At 60.9% G+C, this 19,709-nt stretch carries 19 protein-coding genes; 13 read left to right on the top strand and 6 right to left on the bottom strand.

What is annotated here, in order from left to right; genetic code table 11:
- The first annotated feature begins 62 nt into the window (after positions 1-62).
- Positions 63-1,031, top strand: a complete 969-nt coding sequence (locus J2Y41_RS15620) for a methylenetetrahydrofolate reductase (protein WP_309929816.1) — start codon at positions 63-65, stop codon at positions 1,029-1,031.
- Between the two features lie 155 nt (positions 1,032-1,186).
- Here J2Y41_RS15620 and J2Y41_RS15615 read toward each other — a convergent pair whose 3' ends face one another.
- Both J2Y41_RS15615 and J2Y41_RS15610 read right to left on the bottom strand, forming a co-directional pair.
- Positions 1,187-1,693 (bottom strand): DUF2004 domain-containing protein, encoded by a 507-nt coding sequence (locus J2Y41_RS15615; protein WP_223933081.1) that lies wholly within the window; start codon positions 1,691-1,693, stop codon positions 1,187-1,189.
- Between the two features lie 50 nt (positions 1,694-1,743).
- On the bottom strand, positions 1,744-2,709 hold the full coding sequence (locus J2Y41_RS15610; RefSeq protein WP_224164514.1) for a LysR family transcriptional regulator: 966 nt from the start codon (positions 2,707-2,709) through the stop codon (positions 1,744-1,746).
- 493 nt (positions 2,710-3,202) lie between these two features.
- On the opposite strand from J2Y41_RS15610, the gene nrdH reads away from it, so the two are divergent.
- From nrdH to nrdF, 4 genes are all read left to right on the top strand, one after another.
- Entirely contained in the window at positions 3,203-3,445 is a 243-nt protein-coding gene (gene nrdH / locus J2Y41_RS15605) for a glutaredoxin-like protein NrdH (RefSeq protein WP_011775022.1), read from the top strand.
- A gap of 62 nt (positions 3,446-3,507) precedes the next feature.
- Complete coding sequence (nrdI, locus tag J2Y41_RS15600) at positions 3,508-3,978, top strand: class Ib ribonucleoside-diphosphate reductase assembly flavoprotein NrdI (protein WP_216925512.1); 471 nt, start codon at positions 3,508-3,510, stop codon at positions 3,976-3,978.
- Positions 3,979-3,989: 11 nt separating this feature from the next.
- Entirely contained in the window at positions 3,990-6,131 is a 2,142-nt protein-coding gene (nrdE, locus tag J2Y41_RS15595) for a class 1b ribonucleoside-diphosphate reductase subunit alpha (protein WP_309929919.1), read from the top strand.
- Between the two features lie 97 nt (positions 6,132-6,228).
- Positions 6,229-7,203, top strand: coding sequence for a class 1b ribonucleoside-diphosphate reductase subunit beta (nrdF, locus tag J2Y41_RS15590; RefSeq protein ID WP_309929812.1), 975 nt, complete (start codon positions 6,229-6,231; stop codon positions 7,201-7,203).
- Between the two features lie 101 nt (positions 7,204-7,304).
- Here the strand turns inward: nrdF and J2Y41_RS15585 are convergent, their stop codons facing one another.
- Positions 7,305-8,582, bottom strand: a complete 1,278-nt coding sequence (locus J2Y41_RS15585; protein ID WP_309929811.1) for an HNH endonuclease — start codon at positions 8,580-8,582, stop codon at positions 7,305-7,307.
- Positions 8,583-8,591: 9 nt separating this feature from the next.
- Between J2Y41_RS15585 and J2Y41_RS15580 the strand changes: the two genes are divergently transcribed.
- On the top strand, positions 8,592-9,683 hold the full coding sequence (locus J2Y41_RS15580) for a dienelactone hydrolase family protein (protein ID WP_309929809.1): 1,092 nt from the start codon (positions 8,592-8,594) through the stop codon (positions 9,681-9,683).
- A gap of 2 nt (positions 9,684-9,685) precedes the next feature.
- On the opposite strand, the gene J2Y41_RS15575 is transcribed toward J2Y41_RS15580, so the two are convergent.
- Positions 9,686-10,780, bottom strand: a complete 1,095-nt coding sequence (locus J2Y41_RS15575) for a PDDEXK nuclease domain-containing protein (protein WP_309929807.1) — start codon at positions 10,778-10,780, stop codon at positions 9,686-9,688.
- A 61-nt stretch (positions 10,781-10,841) separates the two neighbouring features.
- Here J2Y41_RS15575 and J2Y41_RS15570 point away from each other — a divergent pair, with 61 nt between their 5' ends.
- Positions 10,842-11,330 (top strand): DNA alkylation repair protein, encoded by a 489-nt coding sequence (locus tag J2Y41_RS15570; RefSeq protein WP_309929806.1) that lies wholly within the window; start codon positions 10,842-10,844, stop codon positions 11,328-11,330.
- Positions 11,331-11,409: 79 nt separating this feature from the next.
- The gene (locus J2Y41_RS15565) at positions 11,410-12,918 is read left to right on the top strand and encodes an FAD-dependent oxidoreductase (RefSeq protein WP_309929805.1); all 1,509 of its coding nucleotides are present in this window, start codon (positions 11,410-11,412) and stop codon (positions 12,916-12,918) included.
- On the opposite strand, the gene J2Y41_RS15560 is transcribed toward J2Y41_RS15565, so the two are convergent.
- Positions 12,919-13,881: a hypothetical protein gene (locus tag J2Y41_RS15560; protein ID WP_309929803.1), complete on the bottom strand. Its 963-nt coding sequence runs from the start codon at positions 13,879-13,881 to the stop codon at positions 12,919-12,921.
- A gap of 105 nt (positions 13,882-13,986) precedes the next feature.
- Here J2Y41_RS15560 and J2Y41_RS15555 point away from each other — a divergent pair, with 105 nt between their 5' ends.
- From J2Y41_RS15555 to J2Y41_RS15540, 4 genes are all read left to right on the top strand, one after another.
- Positions 13,987-14,490 carry a VTT domain-containing protein gene (locus J2Y41_RS15555; RefSeq protein WP_309929801.1) on the top strand — a complete coding sequence of 168 codons (504 nt, stop codon included), beginning with the start codon at positions 13,987-13,989 and terminating at the stop codon, positions 14,488-14,490.
- A 31-nt stretch (positions 14,491-14,521) separates the two neighbouring features.
- Positions 14,522-15,325 (top strand): thioesterase family protein, encoded by an 804-nt coding sequence (locus J2Y41_RS15550; protein WP_309929799.1) that lies wholly within the window; start codon positions 14,522-14,524, stop codon positions 15,323-15,325.
- Positions 15,325-16,095 carry a lipoyl protein ligase domain-containing protein gene (locus J2Y41_RS15545; protein ID WP_309929797.1) on the top strand — a complete coding sequence of 257 codons (771 nt, stop codon included), beginning with the start codon at positions 15,325-15,327 and terminating at the stop codon, positions 16,093-16,095. The genes J2Y41_RS15550 and J2Y41_RS15545 overlap by 1 nt, the downstream gene beginning before the upstream one ends.
- A gap of 86 nt (positions 16,096-16,181) precedes the next feature.
- Entirely contained in the window at positions 16,182-18,509 is a 2,328-nt protein-coding gene (locus J2Y41_RS15540) for an FdhF/YdeP family oxidoreductase (protein ID WP_309929916.1), read from the top strand.
- Between the two features lie 5 nt (positions 18,510-18,514).
- Here J2Y41_RS15540 and J2Y41_RS15535 read toward each other — a convergent pair whose 3' ends face one another.
- Positions 18,515-18,772, bottom strand: a complete 258-nt coding sequence (locus J2Y41_RS15535) for a mycoredoxin (RefSeq protein ID WP_017197512.1) — start codon at positions 18,770-18,772, stop codon at positions 18,515-18,517.
- A gap of 166 nt (positions 18,773-18,938) precedes the next feature.
- On the opposite strand from J2Y41_RS15535, the gene J2Y41_RS15530 reads away from it, so the two are divergent.
- Positions 18,939-19,685 carry an SOS response-associated peptidase gene (locus J2Y41_RS15530; RefSeq protein ID WP_309929914.1) on the top strand — a complete coding sequence of 249 codons (747 nt, stop codon included), beginning with the start codon at positions 18,939-18,941 and terminating at the stop codon, positions 19,683-19,685.
- The last annotated feature ends 24 nt before the right edge of the window (positions 19,686-19,709 follow it).

Raw genomic sequence — 19,709 nt, 5'->3', positions numbered from 1 at the left:
GCAATCAATGGTTCCCTTGGATCCATTGGGTGACGTTCGATGACGAACAGCCAAGGACGCAAATGTCGCCGCCAAGCCTTATTGACGTACATCCCAACCTCACCGGAACGGCACCAGTAGCACTTTCCTACGAGCTATTTCCCCCTCGCTCCCCGTCGGCCGCAGAAACCCTGTGGACCACCATCCGTGAACTCGAAGCCACCGAGCCGGATTACGTCTCGGTGACGTACGGTGCCAGCGGATCCAACCGGGATACTGCCGTTGACCTCATCAACAGCCTCCTGCTCGAAACCACGCTCCGGCCCTTGGCCCATCTGACGTGTGTGGGCAACACGCCGGTTGAATTGGCGGAGATCATTGGTGAACTACTGGACCGCGGCGTCCGTGGCATCCTCGCACTGCGCGGGGATCTGCCCAAGGACGGAAGCCAGGCTGCCAGCGGCTCACTCCCGTATGCCCAGGATCTGATCGAACTGATCCGCCGCGTGGAGCAGCGTCGTTCAGCACTTCTTTGTGCCGGCAAGATCGCTGTCGGAGTGGCCGCGTACCCCCTCAAGCATCCTGAATCGCCAAGTGTGGGGCACGACGTCGAAGTTCTCCTGGCCAAGCAGCGTTCCGGCGCAGACTTCGCGATCACGCAGGTCTTCTTCCACGCGAACGAATACTCGGACCTGGTTGCGCGTGCACGCCGGGCCGGGGTCACCATCCCGATCATCCCCGGTGTCATGCCGCTCACCAGCATCCGGCGCCTGAAGCGCCTCGGCGAACTGGCCGGCGTCGACCCTTCCGTGGAACTCATTGAGCGCCTCGCTGCCATGGACACTGAAGCAGAGCGTCGGCGAATCGGCGTCGCTGCCACCGTGGATCTTGCCAATGCAGCACTGGATGCCGGTGCACCGGGCATTCACTTGTACACCTTCAATGAGCACGCGGACGCCCTTGACGTGCTGGACAAGCTGGCGCTGCCGCGGCCATCCCGGCCGGTTGGCCGCGTAAGCACCATGGCACTCCGCCAGGAATACGCAAGCTAAAAACACCTGGCCGCTCCTCCTGGCCACCGCCGTCAAGCACGTTCCGTCCCGCCAGCTCTGGGTCAACCCGGACTGCGTAAGTAAGTCCCCACAAGCGACGGCGGCCGGTCACCGAAAGGTAACCGGCCGCCGTCGGGCGTTTTAAGCTTCAGCCTTCACGACTCCCAAAGGATTTCGTCATCCACCACGCCATCTTCATCGGCGGCCACTACCAGCAGCTCATCCGTGAAGTGCGAGCCGAGGGTGAAGTCCAGGACAAAATAGCGCTCGGGCTGGCCAGGGTAGATGGCCACATGACCCAGTTTGAGGGCTTTGAGGAAGACGTCGTTGGTGAGCTGGGACTTGTCCCTTACCCCGAAAACCGATTCGAGCTGCTCTTCCTTGAGCTGGGAACTGTGGAAATGCAGGAACTGCTGAGGATTGGTGCCGTCCTGGTCCAGCTCATCGGCGATCATCTCCCGGACCTGGTCAACCAGCTCCGGCAGGAAGCGCAAGCGGTAGTCCACCTTGTGCATGGCGGCCTCGTCGAAATGGTCATGCGCCGTGACGTTCAGGTCCAGCTCAAGCTGATTGCCGCCGAGCTCGTGTTTGGTCACGAAGCAATGTTCACGCCCGTGATTGAGCTCGATCTCCCCAAAATGTGTGCTCGCTACCTTGCCCATGTGATCAATCTAACCCCAACATCGGGCCGGTTCCAGCAATTGGGGAGAATTCACCTCCGACGCTGCGAACCCTTGACAGGCGCTGATTTCAGGGGATGCAAACCGCTCTTTTCGGAGGTGCCACGGAGGGTGTCGGCCAGGAGCTGCGTAAACAGTTGCACTTGAGCTGTTCGCTTTTCATTGATGAGCAGCGCGAACACGTTTCGCGCCAGCCGGATGTCCGGAACGTCAAGGACCACGACGCCGGGTGGCCGGTTGCGCAGCGCCAGTTCCGGTACCAGCGAAGCACCCAGGCCGGCCGCGGTCATCTCCAGGCTGGCATGGAAATCGTCACTGTAAGCCACGACGCGGGGATGCAGGTTGCAGCTGGCAAACAAACGTTCGATCACCAGGGCGTCGCTGGTGCCCGGGTGATGGACGATCCATGGCATGTCCGAGAGGTGTGCGGCCTCAATCTCGGCATCCTCGCGGATTTTCCATGAAGCGGGCAGCACCACCCGGAAGTCGTCGTCGCCGATCCATTGGCGCTCCAGGGAATGTGGCCAGGCCAATCCTGACTGTCCCACCTGGTACACGAGGGCGACGTCCAATTCTCCGCCGCTGCGCAGTCCCTGGATGGTCTGTGCCGGCTCAGCGACTGATACGCGCAGCTCTATCCCCAGCCCGTTCCACCGCTCATTCCGCAGGATGTCCGGCAGCACATACGTGGCAAGGCTGGGGAAGATGCCCAGCCGCAATTCCTGGGCCGGCGCATCGCTGGTCCTTGATGCGGCGGCCATGAGCGCTTCGACGTCAGTGAGCACCTTGGATGCGTGCCGGGTCATGGTGACGGCGGCCTCAGTGGGAATCACGCTCCTCGCGGAACGCTGGAACAGTTCGACGCCGGTATCCCGTTCCAGCGCGGCCATCTGTTGGGAAACGGCGGAGGCTGTATAGCCAAGCTGCGCGGCTGCGGCCGCGAAGGAACCCAGCCGGGTGACCTCCAGCAGGGTCCGGAGATGGAGAAGGTTGACCATCAGCTGTCCTTTTGCTCGTTTCTTCTTGCCAACACAGGGGAGTGGGCTCCCTTGAAGCATCAGGGACACCGTACTCTGCGTTTGACCATCAGCAAATCTGGCTGTTCGAGCTGTGTTCGCCACGCCACATTTTCAAAGTGTCACGACACGCCGGAACCCGGCGACACGCTGGAGATTAAATGTGGCTAAGTAGTCCACAGGGTGTGGATTTCATCTCTCACTTTGGCGGAATCACGGACATTTTGAGGCACCTGCCCTGTGGACGAGCGGTGGATTGAATGACATACTTGTAATACATCATCTTGGGGTCCCGGCGAGGCGCTTGCACTACATGTAGTATCGGTTTACGGATTGAGCGGGAAACCAGCACAAGACTAAATAAGCGTGTTGGCTGCCACAGCAGCCTGCGGGCCGGTATCGGATTCAGTATTCAGTTCCGGTTGAGCCCGCCAGATACGAAGAGCGACAGACTTCAACTAAGGGGACAGGGATCATGACCGTTACGGTTTACACGAAGCCGGCCTGTGTTCAGTGCAACGCAACCTACCGGGCACTCGACAAGAAGGGCATTGCCTACCAGAGTGTCGACATCTCCCAGGATGCCGAGGCGCTCGAACGCCTCAAGGCGCTGGGTTACATGCAGGCTCCCGTCGTCGTGACCGAGCAGGACCATTGGTCTGGATTCCGCCCGGACAAGATCGAGGAACTGGCCCAGGCCGTTTCCTCCGTGGCCTAAGTTTCCTTTCGGACTTCGCCACCACAGCAAGCAAGAATTCCTATGTAGTCGAGGTGACTCCCATGGCACCGCTGGCAACGGCATCCGTGCGCAGTGACACGGACACTGTGACCACGAGGAGTCACCTCATCTACTTTTCCTCGACATCTGAGAACACCAAGCGCTTTGTCCAGAAATTGGGCAGGGATGCAGCGCGCATCCCGCTTTATGCGCACGATGCCCCGCTTCAAGCACTTGAACCCTTTGTCCTTGTCCTGCCGACTTACGGCGGGACAAACGGCGAAGGGTCAGTGCCCAAGCAGGTCATCAGGTTTCTCAACAACCCACGGAACAGAGAACTGATCCGTGGTGTTATCGGTGCAGGAAACACCAACTTCGCGGACAACTATTGCGCAGCGGGAGACATCATCGCCGCCAAGTGCAACGTGCCGCATCTCTACAGGTTTGAACTCATGGGGACGCCGGAAGACGTCGATCGGGTCAATCAAGGATTGGAAAAGTTTTGGACACTACTGTCGCAGAAACAGAAGTAACCGGGGGCGCTGTGGAAACGGCCAAGAAGCCACTGCCGGAGGCCTATAAGGGCCTGGGCTATCACGAGCTCAACGCCATGCTGAACCTGTATGGCCCCAACGGCGAGATCCAGTTTGAAGCCGATCGTGAAGCCGCGCACCAGTACTTCCTGCAGCACGTGAACAACAACACCGTGTTCTTCCATGACCTGGAAGAGAAGCTCGACTACCTGGTGAAGAACCAGTACTACGAGCGCGAAACACTGGACCAGTACACGATGAACTTCATCCGTGAACTCTTCAACCGTGCCTACAAGAAGAAGTTCCGTTTCGAGACCTTCCTTGGCGCCTTCAAGTTCTACACGTCCTACACGCTGAAGACGTTTGACGGCAAGCGCTTCCTTGAGCGCTACGAAGACCGCGTCTGCATGGTTGCCCTGCACCTTGCCCGCGGCAACGAAGAACTTGCCAGCCGCCTTGTTGACGAAATCATCGATGGCCGTTTCCAGCCGGCTACCCCCACCTTCCTGAATGCAGGCAAGGCCCAGCGCGGCGAGCTTGTCTCCTGCTTCCTGCTCCGTATCGAAGACAACATGGAGTCGATTGCCCGCGCCATCAACTCCGCGCTGCAGCTCTCCAAGCGCGGTGGCGGTGTGGCACTTTCGCTCACCAACATCCGTGAGCACGGCGCCCCGATCAAGCAGATCGAAAACCAGTCCTCCGGCGTCATCCCCGTGATGAAGCTCCTCGAAGACAGCTTCTCCTACGCCAACCAGCTTGGTGCCCGCCAGGGTGCAGGTGCCGTGTACCTGCACGCACACCACCCGGACATCTACCGCTTCCTGGACACCAAGCGCGAGAACGCCGACGAAAAGATCCGCATCAAGACGCTCTCCCTTGGCGTCGTGATCCCGGACATCACGTTCGAGCTCGCCAAGAAGAACGAGGACATGTACCTCTTCTCCCCGTACGACGTCGAGCGCGTCTACGGAGTCCCCTTCTCCGACATTTCCGTCACGGAGAAGTACTACGAGATGGTTGACGATTCCCGGATCAAGAAGACCAAGATCAGTGCTCGTGAGTTCTTCCAGACCCTCGCGGAGATCCAGTTCGAGTCCGGCTACCCGTACATCATGTTCGAGGACACGGTGAACCGGGCCAACCCCATCGACGGCAAGATCACCATGAGCAACCTGTGCTCGGAGATCCTGCAGGTTTCATCGCCGTCCATCTACGCCGAAGACCTGAGCTACCAGACCGTGGGCAAGGACATCTCCTGCAACCTCGGTTCCATGAACATCGCCAAGACCATGGATTCGCCGGACTTCGGCCTCTCGATCGAGACGTCCATCCGCGCCCTCAGCGCAGTGTCCGACATGTCCTACATCAACTCGGTGCCGTCGATTGCCCAGGGTAACGCCCAGAGCCACGCGATTGGCCTTGGCCAGATGAACCTCCACGGCTACCTCGCTCGCGAGCACGTCCACTACGGTTCCGAAGAGGGCCTGGACTTCACCAACATCTACTTCTACACGGTGCTCTTCCACGCCCTCCGCGCATCAAACAAGCTGGCCATCGAGACCGGCCAGAAGTTCGGTGGCTTCGAGAAGTCGACGTACGCTTCCGGCGAGTTCTTCGACAAGTACACGGAGCAGGAATGGGTTCCGGCAACGGAGCGCGTCCGCGAGCTCTTCGCAGGCCACCACATTCCCACCCAGGATGACTGGCGTGAGCTGAAGGCTTCCGTTATGGAGCACGGCATCTACAACCAGAACCTCCAGGCCGTGCCGCCCACCGGTTCCATCAGCTACATCAACAACTCCACCTCCTCGATCCACCCGGTGGCCGCCAAGATCGAAATCCGCAAGGAAGGCAAGATCGGCCGCGTCTACTACCCGGCTCCGTACCTGACCAACGACAACCTGGAGTACTACCAGGATGCCTACGAAATCGGCTACGAAAAGATTATCGACACCTACGCAGCTGCCACCCAGCACGTGGACCAGGGCCTGTCCCTGACGCTGTTCTTCAAGGACACCGCCACCACGCGTGACATCAACAAGGCGCAGATCTACGCATGGCGCAAGGGCATCAAGACCCTCTACTACATCCGTCTCCGCCAGATGGCCCTCGAAGGGACTGAGGTGGAGGGCTGCGTAAGTTGCGCGCTCTAATCGGCAGTCGCCGCACTCAAAACTAAAGATTACGACGGCGGGTTTGCACCCGCCGTCGTACGCTTACCTTAAAGAACCCAACGCTAAAGGGGATGAAATGACCGAAAAGGTCAAGCTGCTTAGCCACGTCGAAGCAATCAACTGGAACAAGATCCAGGACGACAAGGACGTGGAAGTCTGGAACCGACTGGTCAACAACTTCTGGCTGCCGGAGAAAGTGCCGCTGTCCAACGACGTCCAGTCGTGGCACACGCTGACGCCGGAAGAGCAGCAGCTCACCATGCGCGTTTTCACCGGTCTCACCCTTCTGGACACCATCCAGGGAACCGTGGGTGCCGTGTCGTTGATCCCGGATGCCCTGACGCCGCACGAAGAGGCCGTGTACACCAACATCGCCTTTATGGAGTCGGTGCACGCGAAGTCCTACTCGTCCATCTTCTCCACGCTGTGCTCCACCAAGGAGATTGACGACGCCTTCCGCTGGTCGGTCGAAAACGAGAACCTTCAGAAGAAGGCGCAGATCGTCATGGACTACTACCAGGGCGACGATCCCCTGAAGCGCAAGGTGGCCTCCACACTGCTGGAGAGCTTCCTGTTCTACTCGGGCTTCTACCTGCCCATGTACTGGTCCTCGCGTGCCAAGCTCACGAACACGGCCGACCTCATTCGCCTCATCATCCGTGACGAAGCCGTGCACGGTTACTACATCGGCTACAAGTTCCAGAAGGGCCTGGAAAAAGTTTCCGAAGCCCGCAAGCAGGAAATCAAGGACTACACGTTCGAGCTTCTCTTCGAGCTGTACGAAAACGAAGTCCAGTACACGCACGACCTCTACGATGGTGTCGGCCTGGCCGAGGACGTCAAGAAGTTCCTGCACTACAACGCCAACAAGGCCCTAATGAACCTCGGCTACGAGGCAATGTTCCCGGCTTCCGTTACGGACGTGAACCCGGCCATCCTTTCGGCGCTGTCCCCGAATGCGGACGAGAACCACGACTTCTTCTCCGGCTCGGGCTCCTCCTACGTGATTGGCAAGGCTGTCAACACTGAGGATGAGGACTGGGAGTTCTAAACGGATTCAGTTCTTGGCATCTTCAAAGCCCCTTACGCTGTGCTGGCGTGAGGGGCTTTGTCGTAGTTCCAGTACGACCCAGCCAATTGACCCGAATTCCCTCAATCGACTCGGGTTCGTTCATAACCTGGCAATGGAGGCGCGGCGGAGCGGTAGCTGTGCCCAGTGGGCGTGGTCACTTTTAGCGTGTGTCTCCGTGCAGGTTCTGGTCTGACGCGCCAGCCGGGGTTTTCCTTCGTGTGGTTGCATTGTTCGCAGAGCCCGGCCCCGTTGTCCACGTTGGTTGGTCCGTCCTCGTGCCAGGGGACGATGTGGTCGATATGCCGGATTGGCGCGTCGCAATACGGGGTGCGACAGCTGTGGTCGCGGGTTTCGATGAACCGTCTCATGCCCATGGGGAAGAAACGTGCCCTCGAGTCAGTGGCAAGGAGTTCGCCCGTGCTTGGTGCCGTGAAGAGTCGTCGCAGCCAAATGCTGAAGTCTTGGTCTGTCTTGCTCTCACCGCTGGTCAGGAGCTCCCTGGCACACTCAGCTGGAACGATGCCGTAGCCAGTAAGTCTTGCCGGTTCGCTGTCGCCTTGCAGCAACGTGCGGTCGGTCATAACGAGTTGAAGGTCGATCCCAGAGAACCCTGCAGGCGAACCCGTGATGCGTTCGACGAGCGTGTCCGCCATGACCTGTCCCCGGGACCGGCCATCCCCGTCGGAACGGGCGGAGTCTGCGTGCCGGGTGAGGGCCGCGTATGCAGCCACGCCTTGGGCGACTGGAAGTAGAGCCGTGAGGATCGTCATCGTGTCCGGTGCCGGGCGAAGGCTCACATGCCGTTCAGACGCCGCGTGGGCGGCCCTTTGCGTCACCGAGCGAGGATCACGCCGATAGGCCGCTGCTTTTGCGGCGGCGATGATGGCCTTGTCGCCAGCACCATCGAACGTGCCCGAGTCGGGGGCGAGTTCCTCGTCCACCGCGCAGCGATCTTCAGCACTGAGGCAGGCCGTTTCCTTCACAAGGAGTGTGGCCCGCCACTCATTGAGTCTTCCCGACTCCAAGGCGGCCATGGTCCGTGGCATCTCTGACACCAGCGCCTTGGCCATGCCCAGAAGCCGGGACCCCTTCTTCGGAGACTCCCGCCGGGCAAGGGCAACCTGGGCTGATACACCTTGGCCTCGTTCAGAAGCGGGAACCCCCGCTACTGCCTGTTCTTGACGCTGGGCAAGGTCAAAGGCCACGGCTATCTTCGCTTGCAAACTTGAAATCGCAGACTTCATGTCCTCAAGAGCACGGAGCTGATTAATCAGGTCACCGCTGACGCTGCCTGCTTGAGCACGTGCAGGCAGCGAGGCCACCGCTTGGGTGGCTTGTATCTGCTGACTCCGGCTCATATTTTTACTATGTCAGTAGCCACTGACATTTTTAGCGTCGGGAACTTTGGCAGCAGATCGAAACCGTACCTGAACCCTTCCAATGTTGCCCGCGTCTTTCCAGCAGAGGAAGATACTGCCCAACTTCGGGAGGACGTCATGGTTCAGCTTGAGAAGTTTGAAAAGTACTTGATCGAAGAGTTCTACGACGATTACCGCTCGGGCGACATGTCCCACGGGACTTTCACCAGGCGCGTGGCGTTCATCATGGGAAGTATGACCGCGGCTGCGGCGGCTATGACCTTGGTGGGCTGTACACCGGACGAGGTGCCAAAGACCGGGGACCCGATGCCCAAAGCTACGGCTTCAGCAGGTTCGGGAAACACTACAGCGGTTCCCAACGCCAAGAGTCCGCTGACGGTGCCGGAAGGGGCCGGGGGCTTGCAAACAGAAACGGTGAAGTTCGATTCCAGCGGCACCGACGTCAGCGCCTATCTGGCCCGGCCCGAGGGCAGCAAGCCGGGTCCAGCCGTCCTGGTCTGTCACGAAAACCGCGGCCTCACGCCCCACATCCAGGATGTCGCCCGGCGCTTCGCCAAAGAAGGCTACGCAGCTTTGGCGCTGGACCTCCTCAGCAGGGAGGGTGGCACTGCATCGATGGATCCGGATGCTGTCCCGGGTGCCCTCACCAAGGCAGGAGCCCAGCGGCACGTGGGGGACTTCCAGGCAGCATTTGAATATCTGAACGGCCAGGACTTCGTGGAAAAGGGCCGCGTTGCCATGATCGGCTTCTGTTTTGGCGGCGGCATCACCTGGCAAGCGGCCACCGAGATCCCGGGGCTGAAGGCCACCTCCGCGTTCTACGGTCCCGCCCCGGACCTGGCGAAAGTCCCCATCATCAAGCCCGCCGTTTTTGGTGTCTACGCTGAAAAAGACGCGCGGATCACCGGTTCCATGCCGCAGTTGAAGGCGGCCTTGGATGCGGCACAGGTCAAGCACCAACTCAAGGTGTACCCAGGGGTGGACCACGCATTCCATAACGACACAAGCGACCGCTACAACGAGGCCCAGGCTACGGCGGCCTGGAACGACACGTTGGCCTGGTTCAGGGATAACGTCTGAGCCTAATCCGGCAGGATACGGGCCTGGCTTGCCAGCTCGGCTTCCAACGTTTCGATACTGGGCAGGCTGGCGACAAATTCGTCGGGCAGTGACTCGGCAAGGGACGTCCGCCACTCCGCGATTCCCACCGGAGCGTTGAATCCACGCAGGGCGTACTCGGCCACCACGCTGTTCTTCTCCTTGCACAGCAGCAGGCCGATGGTTGGTTTGTCGTCGGGGTGGGCCATGAGGTCGTCAACGGCTGCCATGTACATGCCCAACTGACCCAGGAACCCGGGTTCGAATTTCACGGCCTTTAGCTCGATGACCATGTAGCAGCGCAATTTCAAATGGTAGAAGAGCAGGTCCGCAAAGAATTCGTCGCCGGCGATCTCCAATCGCACCTGTTCACCAACAAATGCGAAGCCCTGACCCAGCTCCAACAGAAATTTCTCCACGTGTTGCACCAGTTGCAGCTCCAGTTCCCGTTCGCTCCGGCGGTCAGTCATGGCCAGGAAATCAAAGACGTAAGGATCTTTGGTGGCCTGCTGGGCGAGGTCTGAATCGGCAGCAATCATGGTGGTCTTGAAATTGGTGATGGCTTGCCCTGAACGCTCGTGCAAGCGGGTCTCGATCTGATGCGTCAGGACGTTGCGCGACCAACCATGCTGGGCGGCTGCCGCTGCGTACCAGAGGCGGGTGGCGGCGTCGTCGAGCTTTTCCAAAAGCGCGATCTGGTGGTACCACGGCAATGTTGCAAGCGGCGCTTGCAACATTGGAAACTCGGGCCAAGCCTGGGCAAAGCTCTTCATATACCGCAGGTTCCTGGGGGAGAAGCCCTTCGCTTCGGGGAAGCGCGTTCGGATGTCAGCGGACAATCGGGTGACCACTTTGGCGCCCCAACCCTCCTGCGACTCGCGCTCGGCAAGTTGCCTGCCGATGCTCCAGTACGAATTGAGCAGTTCGCTGTTCGCGGCCGCCAGTGCGCGCGTGCGGCCCGTCCGGACCTCTTGCGCGACAGTGTTGAGCAGCGCGGGATACCAATCGGGCATCGACGTCGCGGCGGGGACTCCCGGGAACGACGCTGTGGCCTCGGAAGCGAGCTCTTGCGAAGGCATAATCTCTCCTGTCGATTGCTGTTGCCCCCACGCTAGAAGGAGGCACTGACAGAATGGACGCGTGAGTGAAGCTGGTGAATTTGTGGACTTCACGCTGCAGCGTGAATCGTCGTGGGAGAAGGCCATGGAAGCCCGGGAGCGTCTGGGCGGAATGAAGGTCTACGGGGCATCGGTTGGTGCAGTGCGAGGAACGGTCCGGGACGTCCTGAAGCGGCACAAGAATCTGGGCCATGACGACATCACGGCCCTGAGTTCGGAACTGTGGGAGGAGCCAGTCTTTGAACGCAGGCTCGCTGCGGTTGTCCTGTTGCAAACCAAAGTGGGGCTCCTGGTCAATACGGACCTGACCCGCATAGAGGGCTTCATGAGGCAGGCGGGCACGGAGGAACTGGCTGATCCTTTGGCGGTGGATGTGGTCAAGCCCCTGCTCGCCAGGCTCGAAGGACAGGCAAAGGAACGCGCTGAACGAGTTTTGGAACGCTGGTCGCGTGACACGGACCCGTGGCTGCGGCGTGCCGCGCAACTCGCCAAGGACAACGCGACCCCTTGATAAGGCCCGGCCACCGGCCTACCGTTTTCATCAACACATGCCAGGCGCCAATTCCGTGAATTGAGAGGCAGGTTGTTCGATGAAATCGCTGTGGTTGGACAGGGAATCCAGCTTCACGTCCGATGCAATCCCCGATGAAAAGCACTTCGACACAATAGTGGCGGGCGCAGGGCTCACAGGAATGGTGACGGCTCTGCTGTTGTCCAGATCGGGCCAGCGTGTGGCAGTTTTGGAAGCGCGCACCCTCGGCGCCGTGACCACCGGCAACACCACCGGCAAACTAAGCCTCCTGCAGGGAGGGGCACTCTCGGCCCTGCGTGGCCAGTACTCACTGAAAGTAGTGCAAGCCTACGTGGAAGCGAACCGCACTGGTCAGGCATGGCTGATGCGGTACATGGAAGAGCAGGGCATCGCGTTTCAGCGCCGGACGGCAGTCACCTTCGCAACCACCGACGACGGCGGCCAGCGCCTGCGCAAGGAGGCGGCCGTTTCCCGCGACGCTGGTTTGGACGTGCACTTCAGCCGCGACCCCGGGCTGCCCTTCCCGGTGGTTGAGGCACTGGAACTCGATGACCAGGCGCAGATCCACCCCATGGAAGTCCTGGAGGTCCTGGCAAGGGATATCCGGGAGCACGGCGGAATAATTGTTGAGGGTGTCCAGGTGCAGAATGTGGGTTCTGACCTTCCCGTGGAAGTATCCACGCGAAAAGGGGCCTTCACCGCAGACACCGTCGTCATTGCTACTGGCACGCCGATCCTGGACCGCGGACTCTATTTCGCCAAGCTCGAACCCAACCGGTCATACGCTGCCGCTCTTCGGCTTCCAGGTGAAACCCCGCCACCGAGCGGAATGTACCTGAGTATGGATCCACCCACCCGTTCCCAACGCACTCACCCCACGCCGGAAGGCGAGTTGCTGTTGGTAGGTGGCTACGGGCATACCGGCGGCCGGGCGGTCTCGCCCAAGGCGCACCTGGATGACCTTCTCGCCTGGGCCAACCAGCATTATCCGGGCGCGAAGGTCACCCATACGTGGTCTGCCCAGGACTACCGGCCAACCAACCTCGTTCCCTTCTTCGGCAAGATGCCCCGGGGCCACGGCCGGATCTTCTTCGGAACCGGCTACAACAAGTGGGGCATGAGCAACGGAGTAGCTGCCGCGTTGTCCATTACTTCGGACATTCTGGGCGGCCAGTCTGATTGGGCCACGGTCATACACCACCGCGTTACGTCGCCCCAGGGCGCGTTGGAAGCCGTTCGCCTCAATGCCAGCGTCGCCAAACGGTTGGTCGAGGACAAAGCCAAAGTCAGGAGCAATCCGGAAATCACGGACCAGACCCGACCCCCGGAGGGGAGTGGCGTCGTCGGGCTTTACAAGGGTGAACCGGCAGCTGTGTCCACCGTTGATGGCAACGTCTGTATGGTGTCGGCGAGCTGCGCCCACTTGGGAGGCCTGCTGAGCTGGAACGACGCCGAGAAATCCTGGGATTGTCCCTTGCACGGCTCAAGGTTCGCTCCCGACGGCAAGTACCTGGAAGGCCCTGCGACGCATAACCTGCAGAAGTCGCCACTAAAGAAGAAGGACTAGTTAAGCCAGCCGTTCGACGCGCCGCCGGGCCTGGTCCGCGGCGCGTCGTTGCTGTGCCGCGGCCCGGACGGCCAGCTTTTTGTGCGACTCAGCGGCTTCGGCGTCCCGGGTGATGCCGATCAGCTCGGCTTCGAGGGAAGCCAAACGCTTTTTGGCGTCGGCGATCTGCGCCTCGACCTCCGAGCGCCGGTCCGCGAATTCATTGACAGCGTCCCAAGCCTTCGAAGCAGCGTTTTCGGCTTCCAAGGCTTCCTGTTCGGCTGCCTCAAACTCGGTGCGGGCTTCTTCCAACGCGGCCTGGCGCTTTTGGGCCCGGCGTTCGGCCAGGGATGTTGCGGCTTCCTCGGGTGCTTTCTCTTTCGGCTGCGGCTCTTGATGCTTCTTGCCCTGTCGTGCCGGCTTGGTTCCGGCTGGCAGCTTCACTTTTGGCGCTTCGCCCACACCCGCGATTTCGTCGGGATTTGTTGCAGCGACGGCATCTGTCAGGTCCACGGACTCGAAACCGCTGCCGCTTAGCCCGCGCACCAGCCGGCCGGTCGCCACCGCGGCTGCGGCGCCGGCGTCGGCCATTGCGGCCCGAAGCGTTTGCTCCACGTCGGCAGCGCCGGCCGCGCTGAGCGGTGCTCCCAGCCGGCTCGCCAGCTCCTTTGCCGCCTGCACGGCCAAGCTCAGTTGACCCTGTCGCTGCTGGCCGAGTTCACGGAAGGCTTCAGCATCTCCCTCCTCTTGCGCTGCACGGAGGGAAGCGCCAAAACGCACGACGCCGTCAATCACCTCGGGTTGGTGGATGGCAAGCATGTTGATGCCCCAGGCGCCGGCGGTGGGCTTTGGCAAGCTCCCGATCTCCTTGGCGAGGTCCTTCCCACCTGCTTCCTTTGCCTGCCGTGCCAATGCTGTCCGCTCCGCAGTGAATTCACGCGGAAGCACGGCGTACAACTGTTGGGCGGCATCGCGAAGATCCATGACTTCATCCTAGGTGCGCTTGTGCCGACCCTGGCCCGTGGCGCCGGGCACTTGCCCGCGGGACCTGGTCATGGAGCCTGCGGCGCTTAGGGTAGCCTAAGTCACGTGCACCAGATCATGAGCTTGCCCTTTGGCGTCGCGCTTGCGGCGCTCTTCGCGATTGTCATGATCCGCGTCAATGTCACGTACTGGCTGGGTCGAGGGGCAGTTGCCGGCTTCGCACACACCCGCTTCGGGGCGTCGCTTCAACAGCCGTCGCTCCAACAGTCCAAGGCAGCCCGGGCCCAAGCCTTCATACAGCGTTGGGGTCCGTACGCCGTCGTGCTGTCCTTCCTGACCATCGGCCTGCAGACCGCCGTTAATCTGGCAGCCGGCGCAGCGCGGATGCCGTTGCGCCGCTATCTCCCCGCTGCTATCGGGGGTTCCATCATCTGGGCGTTGCTGTACGCAACCATCGGACTGGCCGCCCTTGAGGCGTGGCTTGCGGTAGCTGCGACGTCGCCGGCTGGTGCCGGGCTCTCGGTGCTGGCTGTGCTCGCCGTGATCGTGTGGGTGGTGGTTGCCCGGCGGCGTCGGTCGGCTGCCAAATCAGCGGATACAGTGGTCTGAGTTCTACTGCTGGATTGGCGAAAGGCTCGCGTTGACAACCTCATTACCGGAACTGGCGGAGGGCAACTTCTACTACGAATCGTTGGGTGGGGGCCGGTACCGCTCCACGATTCATGCCCAGGGTGCCTGGAATCCGCACGAACAACACATGGCCCCGGCCTCCGGCATCATGGCTGACGCCCTCCTGAGGCATGAGCCCCGGGACGACGTCCGTATGGCGCGGATCAGCTACGAGATTCTCGGGCTGATCCCCGGCGGCGAGTTCCAGGTAACCACCTCAACCTTGCGGCCGGGACGAACGATTGAACTCATCCAAGCTGAGCTTTCCGCCGGCGGGCGTGTCGCCATCCGTGCCGCGGCGTGGCGCATGATCACCAGCGATACCAGCGCCGTGGCGGCGTTCGAAGACGAGGCCATGCCCGCCCCGGACGAATGCAAGTTGTGGGATGGTGCCAGCGTATGGCCCGGCGGCTACATCCGGTCCTTGGAAATGCGTATCGCCGAAGGCCATCGGCCAGGTTCGGGCAAGGTGTGGATCCGGACCATGCACCCTTTGACTGACAAGGAAGACAGCAGCGATCTTGCCCGGCTCATGGGCTTGGTCGACACCGCCAATGGCATCGCCGCACGGGTCCCCCCAGGGGAGAACAGCTACATCTTCCCCAACGTGGACCTCCAGATCCACATGTATCGTGCGCCCTCGGGAGAGTGGCTCGGTCTGGACAACAAAGTCTCCTTCGGGGCAGATGGCATCGGCCTGACGTCCAGCGTGCTCCATGACACCGACGGACCTTTCGGCAGGGCCGAGCAGATCCTGACGCTGAGGAAAAGCTGATGAGCGAAGCACGGAACAAAGCCGACGGCGGCCTCACGGAGCGCTCCGAGCTGACCGTCTACCGCCAAGAGGAATCCCTTGGTGCTGCCGGGGATCTTGATTTTGCGTTGGAGCTGCTGAAGCGGGCCCGCAGCGGGCAACTGGGTCCCTCCCTTCGCTTGTACCGCCCGCAGCCTACCGTTGCCTTTGGCCAGCGCGATGCGAACCTGCCCGGCTTCAGCGCCGCCGAGGATGCGTGCCGGGAGCTCGGCTTCGAGCCCCTCGTGCGGAAAGCCGGTGGACGTGCGGCGGCTTATCACCAAGGCACCCTGGTGATTGATCACATTGAGCCGCACCCTGACGCGATCGTCCGTGCGAAAGCCCGCTTCGCGGAGTTCGGTGAGTTGCTGGCAGGTGCCCTTCGCAGCGTCGGCGTCCAGGCCGCCGTCGGGGAGATCCCGGGGGAGTACTGCCCCGGAGAGTTCAGCGTTCACGGGGAGGATGCGGAGTTTCCCGCGCATCGGATCAAGCTGATAGGGACTGCGCAGCGGGTGGTTTCCGGCGGTTGGTTGTTCAGCTCCGTGATTGTGGTGGAGAACTCCGGTCCGATCCGGGACGTACTGACGGCGAGCTACACTGCACTTGGCCTCGATTGGGATCCGGCCACCGCCGGTGCTGCAAATGACCTGCTGCCCCACTTGGACGTCAAAACGGTGGAGGACGCCGTGGTTGACGCTTACCGCAGCTACGCACACGTGGTGGAGGGCGACTTCAGGAGTCTCTTGGCGTAGGTGGCTTTCACCGCCATTGAGCACGCTTGGGGCCGGGTTTACGCTGAGGGAATCAGGAACCCAACCACACGAAACCTGGTGGAATGATGGGCCGCAAGAAGCACCCAGTTCAGGATACCGACGTCGACTTGAGCGTCAGCGAACCCAAGAGGTCGGCCGCCGGCTTGCCCAGCCTCAGCGAAACCCTTCCCCACGCGATGGCCTATATGGGCCCTTCCCGCGCATGGAAGACACTTACAGCAGTCAACCAAAAAGACGGTTTCGACTGCATGAGCTGTGCTTGGCCTGATCCGCCGGAACGCAAGGCTGCCGAATTCTGTGAAAACGGCGCCAAGGCTATCGGGTGGGAGGCGGAGCCGCTGAGGATCCCCACGGAGTTTTGGGCCGGAAACCCGCTGAGTTCCCTGGAGTCCCGTTCCGAGTATTGGCTGGGCCAACAGGGCCGGCTGGTGGAACCGGTGTATAAGGCAGCAGGCTCGGACCACTACGCGCCCGTCAGCTGGGAGCGGGCCTTGGACATCATTGCAAACGGGTTGAACGCCCTCGACGATCCGAATGAGGCCACTTTTTACACCAGTGGACGCACCAGTAATGAGGCAGCGTTCCTGTACCAGCTTTTCGTCAGGGCTTTCGGGACCAATAACCTTCCGGATTGTTCAAACATGTGCCACGAGTCCACTGGCCTTGCCATGGGCGAGACCATTGGGGTGGGCAAATCGGCCATCACGTATACGGACTTCGCGAAGTCGGACCTGATCATCATCATGGGGCAGAACCCGGGGACCTGCCATCCGCGGATGCTGACGGCACTGGAGGAGGCCAAACTCGCGGGTGCGTCCATTGTGGCTGTTAATCCTTTGCCTGAGGCTGGCCTGATCAACTTCCGGAACCCACAGCGTGTTCGAGGCCTCGTGGGGAAGGGAACTGACCTGGCTGACCAGTTCCTGCAAATCAGGCTCGCCGGGGATATGGCGCTGCTCCAGGCTGTTTCCAAGCGCGTCCTGGATGCTGAACGGGCTGCGCCGGGTTCGGTGCTGGACCGCACGTTCATCGATGAGCATTGCCAGGGGTTTGTTGGGTTCGCTGCCCACCTCGCAACTTTGCAGGAGCAGGACGTTCTTGCCGCCACCGGCCTGACCAGCGCAGAAATCGATGAACTCGCTGCACGGTACATCCACGCGGAGAGGGTGATCATTACGTGGGCGATGGGACTGACCCAGCATAAGAAGGCGGCGCCCACCATTAAGGAGATCATTAATCTTCTTCTACTGCGTGGCAACATTGGCAAACCGGGGGCCGGACCTTCGCCAATCCGTGGACACAGCAATGTGCAGGGTGACCGGACCATGGGCATTTGGGAGAAGATGCCGCCGCGGTTCCTCGACGCCGTGCAGGATGAGTTTGGCTTTGACCCGCCGCGGAAGGCCGGTGTTGATTCGGTGGACAGTATCCGTGGAATGCGTGATGGCAGGATCACGGTCCTCATCGCGCTGGGAGGGAACCTGGTGCATGCGATCTCGGACACCGTGGTCGCTGAGGAGGCTGTGCGTCGGACCAGGCTTTCGGTCCAGATTTCCACCAAGTTGAATCGCTCACATGTGGTGGTTGGCGAGCAGGCCCTGATCCTTCCGACCCTTGGCCGCACCGAAATCGACAAGCAGGACGGGATTGAGCAGTTTGTCACCGTAGAGGACACTGTGTGTGCCGTGCACCGCTCGGCAGGGACGCTGGAACCCATTGCTCCGGACGTTCTGTCCGAAGTGGCGATTGTCACCCGCATGGCCGAGGCGGTTCTTGACCACAAGGTGCCTGTGGATTGGGCGGACCTCAGGCGTAATTACGACACCATCCGGGACCACATTTCCCATGTGGTGCCTGGATTTGATGACTTCAATACCCGCATCCGCGAGCGCGACGGTTTTGTCCTTCCGCATGGTCCCAGGGATTCGCGGACGTTCCCCACGGCAACGGGGAAAGCCATGTTTTCCGTCAATGACCTGGAAACCATTGAAGTACCGCCGGGGAGACTGCTCCTTCAGACTGTGCGGTCCCATGACCAGTTCAATACGACCACTTACTCCATGAATGATCGTTACCGTGGCATCATGAAGGGCCGCATGGTCTTGTTGGTGAACCCTGGGGATCTGGCGGGGTTGGGTTTCCAGGACGGCGATTATGTGGATGTGCACAGCGAAGCCGACGACGGCGTTGACCGTGTGCTGCGCCAGTTGCGTTTAGTGGCGTACCCCAGTGCCAGGGGCTGCGCGACTGCCTACTATCCGGAGGCGAATGTGTTGGTGCCGCTGGATTCAACAGCGGAAGGCAGCAATACGCCGGCGTCGAAGTCTGTGATTATTCGTCTTGAACCGGCTGCCGCCCCGATTTTCGAGGCGGCGGCCGGACAGCGGAAGTGAATGCCTTAGGCTGCGAGGCGGTTTTCTACTTCGGAGGCAGAAGGGTTTGTTGCTGCGGTTCCGTCCGGGAAGAGGACGGTGGGGACGGTGCGGTTGCCTCCGTTGAGCTGCTCGACGAGTTCGGCCGTGCCATCTACTTCTTCGATGTTGATCTCGGTGTAGCCGATGCCCTTGGCGTCGAGCTGCTTCTTCAGGCGGTTGCAGTAGCCGCACCAGGTGGTCGAGAACATGGTGATGGTGCCGGAGTCGGGAGTGAAGTCCACAGAGCTCTCCTCGGTATTGGTCGTTTCCACGGGTGATTCGTTGGTATCAACCGTAACCCGCAGCCCAATAATTCCCGTGAGGCCGGGATTCGGGGTTACGTCACATTCCGGGCTGGTGTGTGCTTGGGCGACACGGCAGACTGTTCCCATGTGTGGACGTTATGTAATGGCCCGTGCCGTGGGGGATCTGCTGGCTGACTTTGATGCCGAACTTGAAAACGAGATCGCCCTGGAAAAATCGTGGAATGTGGCTCCAACGGATGCTGTTCCGATTGTGCTGGAAAGGCTCGTGGACGATGGATTGAAGCGGCAGTTGCATGTTGCGCGCTGGGGATTGGTGCCCTCGTGGGCGAAAGATCCCAAAGGCGGCGCCCGCCTGATCAATGCCCGCAGTGAGACCCTCCTGGAGAAGCCGTCCTTCCGAAAGGCTGCTGCGGCAAGGCGGTGCGCTGTTCCTGCCGATGGCTATTACGAGTGGAAGAAGGGCGAGGGGAAGTCAAAGCAGCCGTACTATGTGCATCCGGCGGATGGTGGGGGCGTGGTGTTTGCCGGGTTGTATGAATGGTGGCGGGACCAGTCAGCCTCTGATGATGATCCGGCCCGTTGGCTGCTGTCCATGTCGATTCTCACGGCGGACACCCCGACGGCCGAGTCGGCCATGACCCGGCGGAGTGCCTCGGTGTTCGACGAGCTGACTGCCCTGCATGACCGCGTTCCACTGCCCATGAGCAAGGACACGATGGAAGCCTGGTTGAATCCGCGTGAAGATGATGCGGCCGGCCTCGTGGATCTGGTGCGGTCAAAGGCGCACGACGCCGCTGCCAGCTGGACGCTCGACGCGGTGGGTGCCGCCGTCGGCAATGTCCGCAACAACGGACCGGAACTCATTGAGCCGGTAGAGGGCCTTTTCTAGCTGGAGCTGTTCCCCTGGCTAGAG

The sequence above is a fragment of the Arthrobacter sp. 1088 genome, assembly GCF_031455315.1.
Taxonomy (GTDB): Bacteria; Actinomycetota; Actinomycetes; order Actinomycetales; family Micrococcaceae; genus Arthrobacter.
The sequence above is the reverse complement of the archived record's forward strand: the minus strand, read 5'-3'. Positions and strand labels throughout refer to the sequence as shown.

Coding starts and splice junctions, on each gene's coding strand:
- J2Y41_RS15620 (WP_309929816.1), top strand. CDS start 63: ATGTCGCCGCCAAGCCTTATTGACGTACATCCCAACCTCACCGGAACG.
- J2Y41_RS15615 (WP_223933081.1), bottom strand. CDS start 1,693: ATGGGCAAGGTAGCGAGCACACATTTTGGGGAGATCGAGCTCAATCAC.
- J2Y41_RS15610 (WP_224164514.1), bottom strand. CDS start 2,709: ATGGTCAACCTTCTCCATCTCCGGACCCTGCTGGAGGTCACCCGGCTG.
- nrdH (WP_011775022.1), top strand. CDS start 3,203: ATGACCGTTACGGTTTACACGAAGCCGGCCTGTGTTCAGTGCAACGCA.
- nrdI (WP_216925512.1), top strand. CDS start 3,508: ATGGCACCGCTGGCAACGGCATCCGTGCGCAGTGACACGGACACTGTG.
- nrdF (WP_309929812.1), top strand. CDS start 6,229: ATGACCGAAAAGGTCAAGCTGCTTAGCCACGTCGAAGCAATCAACTGG.
- J2Y41_RS15585 (WP_309929811.1), bottom strand. CDS start 8,582: ATGAGCCGGAGTCAGCAGATACAAGCCACCCAAGCGGTGGCCTCGCTG.
- J2Y41_RS15580 (WP_309929809.1), top strand. CDS start 8,592: ATGTCAGTAGCCACTGACATTTTTAGCGTCGGGAACTTTGGCAGCAGA.
- J2Y41_RS15575 (WP_309929807.1), bottom strand. CDS start 10,780: ATGCCTTCGCAAGAGCTCGCTTCCGAGGCCACAGCGTCGTTCCCGGGA.
- J2Y41_RS15565 (WP_309929805.1), top strand. CDS start 11,410: ATGAAATCGCTGTGGTTGGACAGGGAATCCAGCTTCACGTCCGATGCA.
- J2Y41_RS15560 (WP_309929803.1), bottom strand. CDS start 13,881: ATGGATCTTCGCGATGCCGCCCAACAGTTGTACGCCGTGCTTCCGCGT.
- J2Y41_RS15545 (WP_309929797.1), top strand. CDS start 15,325: ATGAGCGAAGCACGGAACAAAGCCGACGGCGGCCTCACGGAGCGCTCC.
- J2Y41_RS15540 (WP_309929916.1), top strand. CDS start 16,182: ATGGGCCGCAAGAAGCACCCAGTTCAGGATACCGACGTCGACTTGAGC.
- J2Y41_RS15530 (WP_309929914.1), top strand. CDS start 18,939: ATGGCCCGTGCCGTGGGGGATCTGCTGGCTGACTTTGATGCCGAACTT.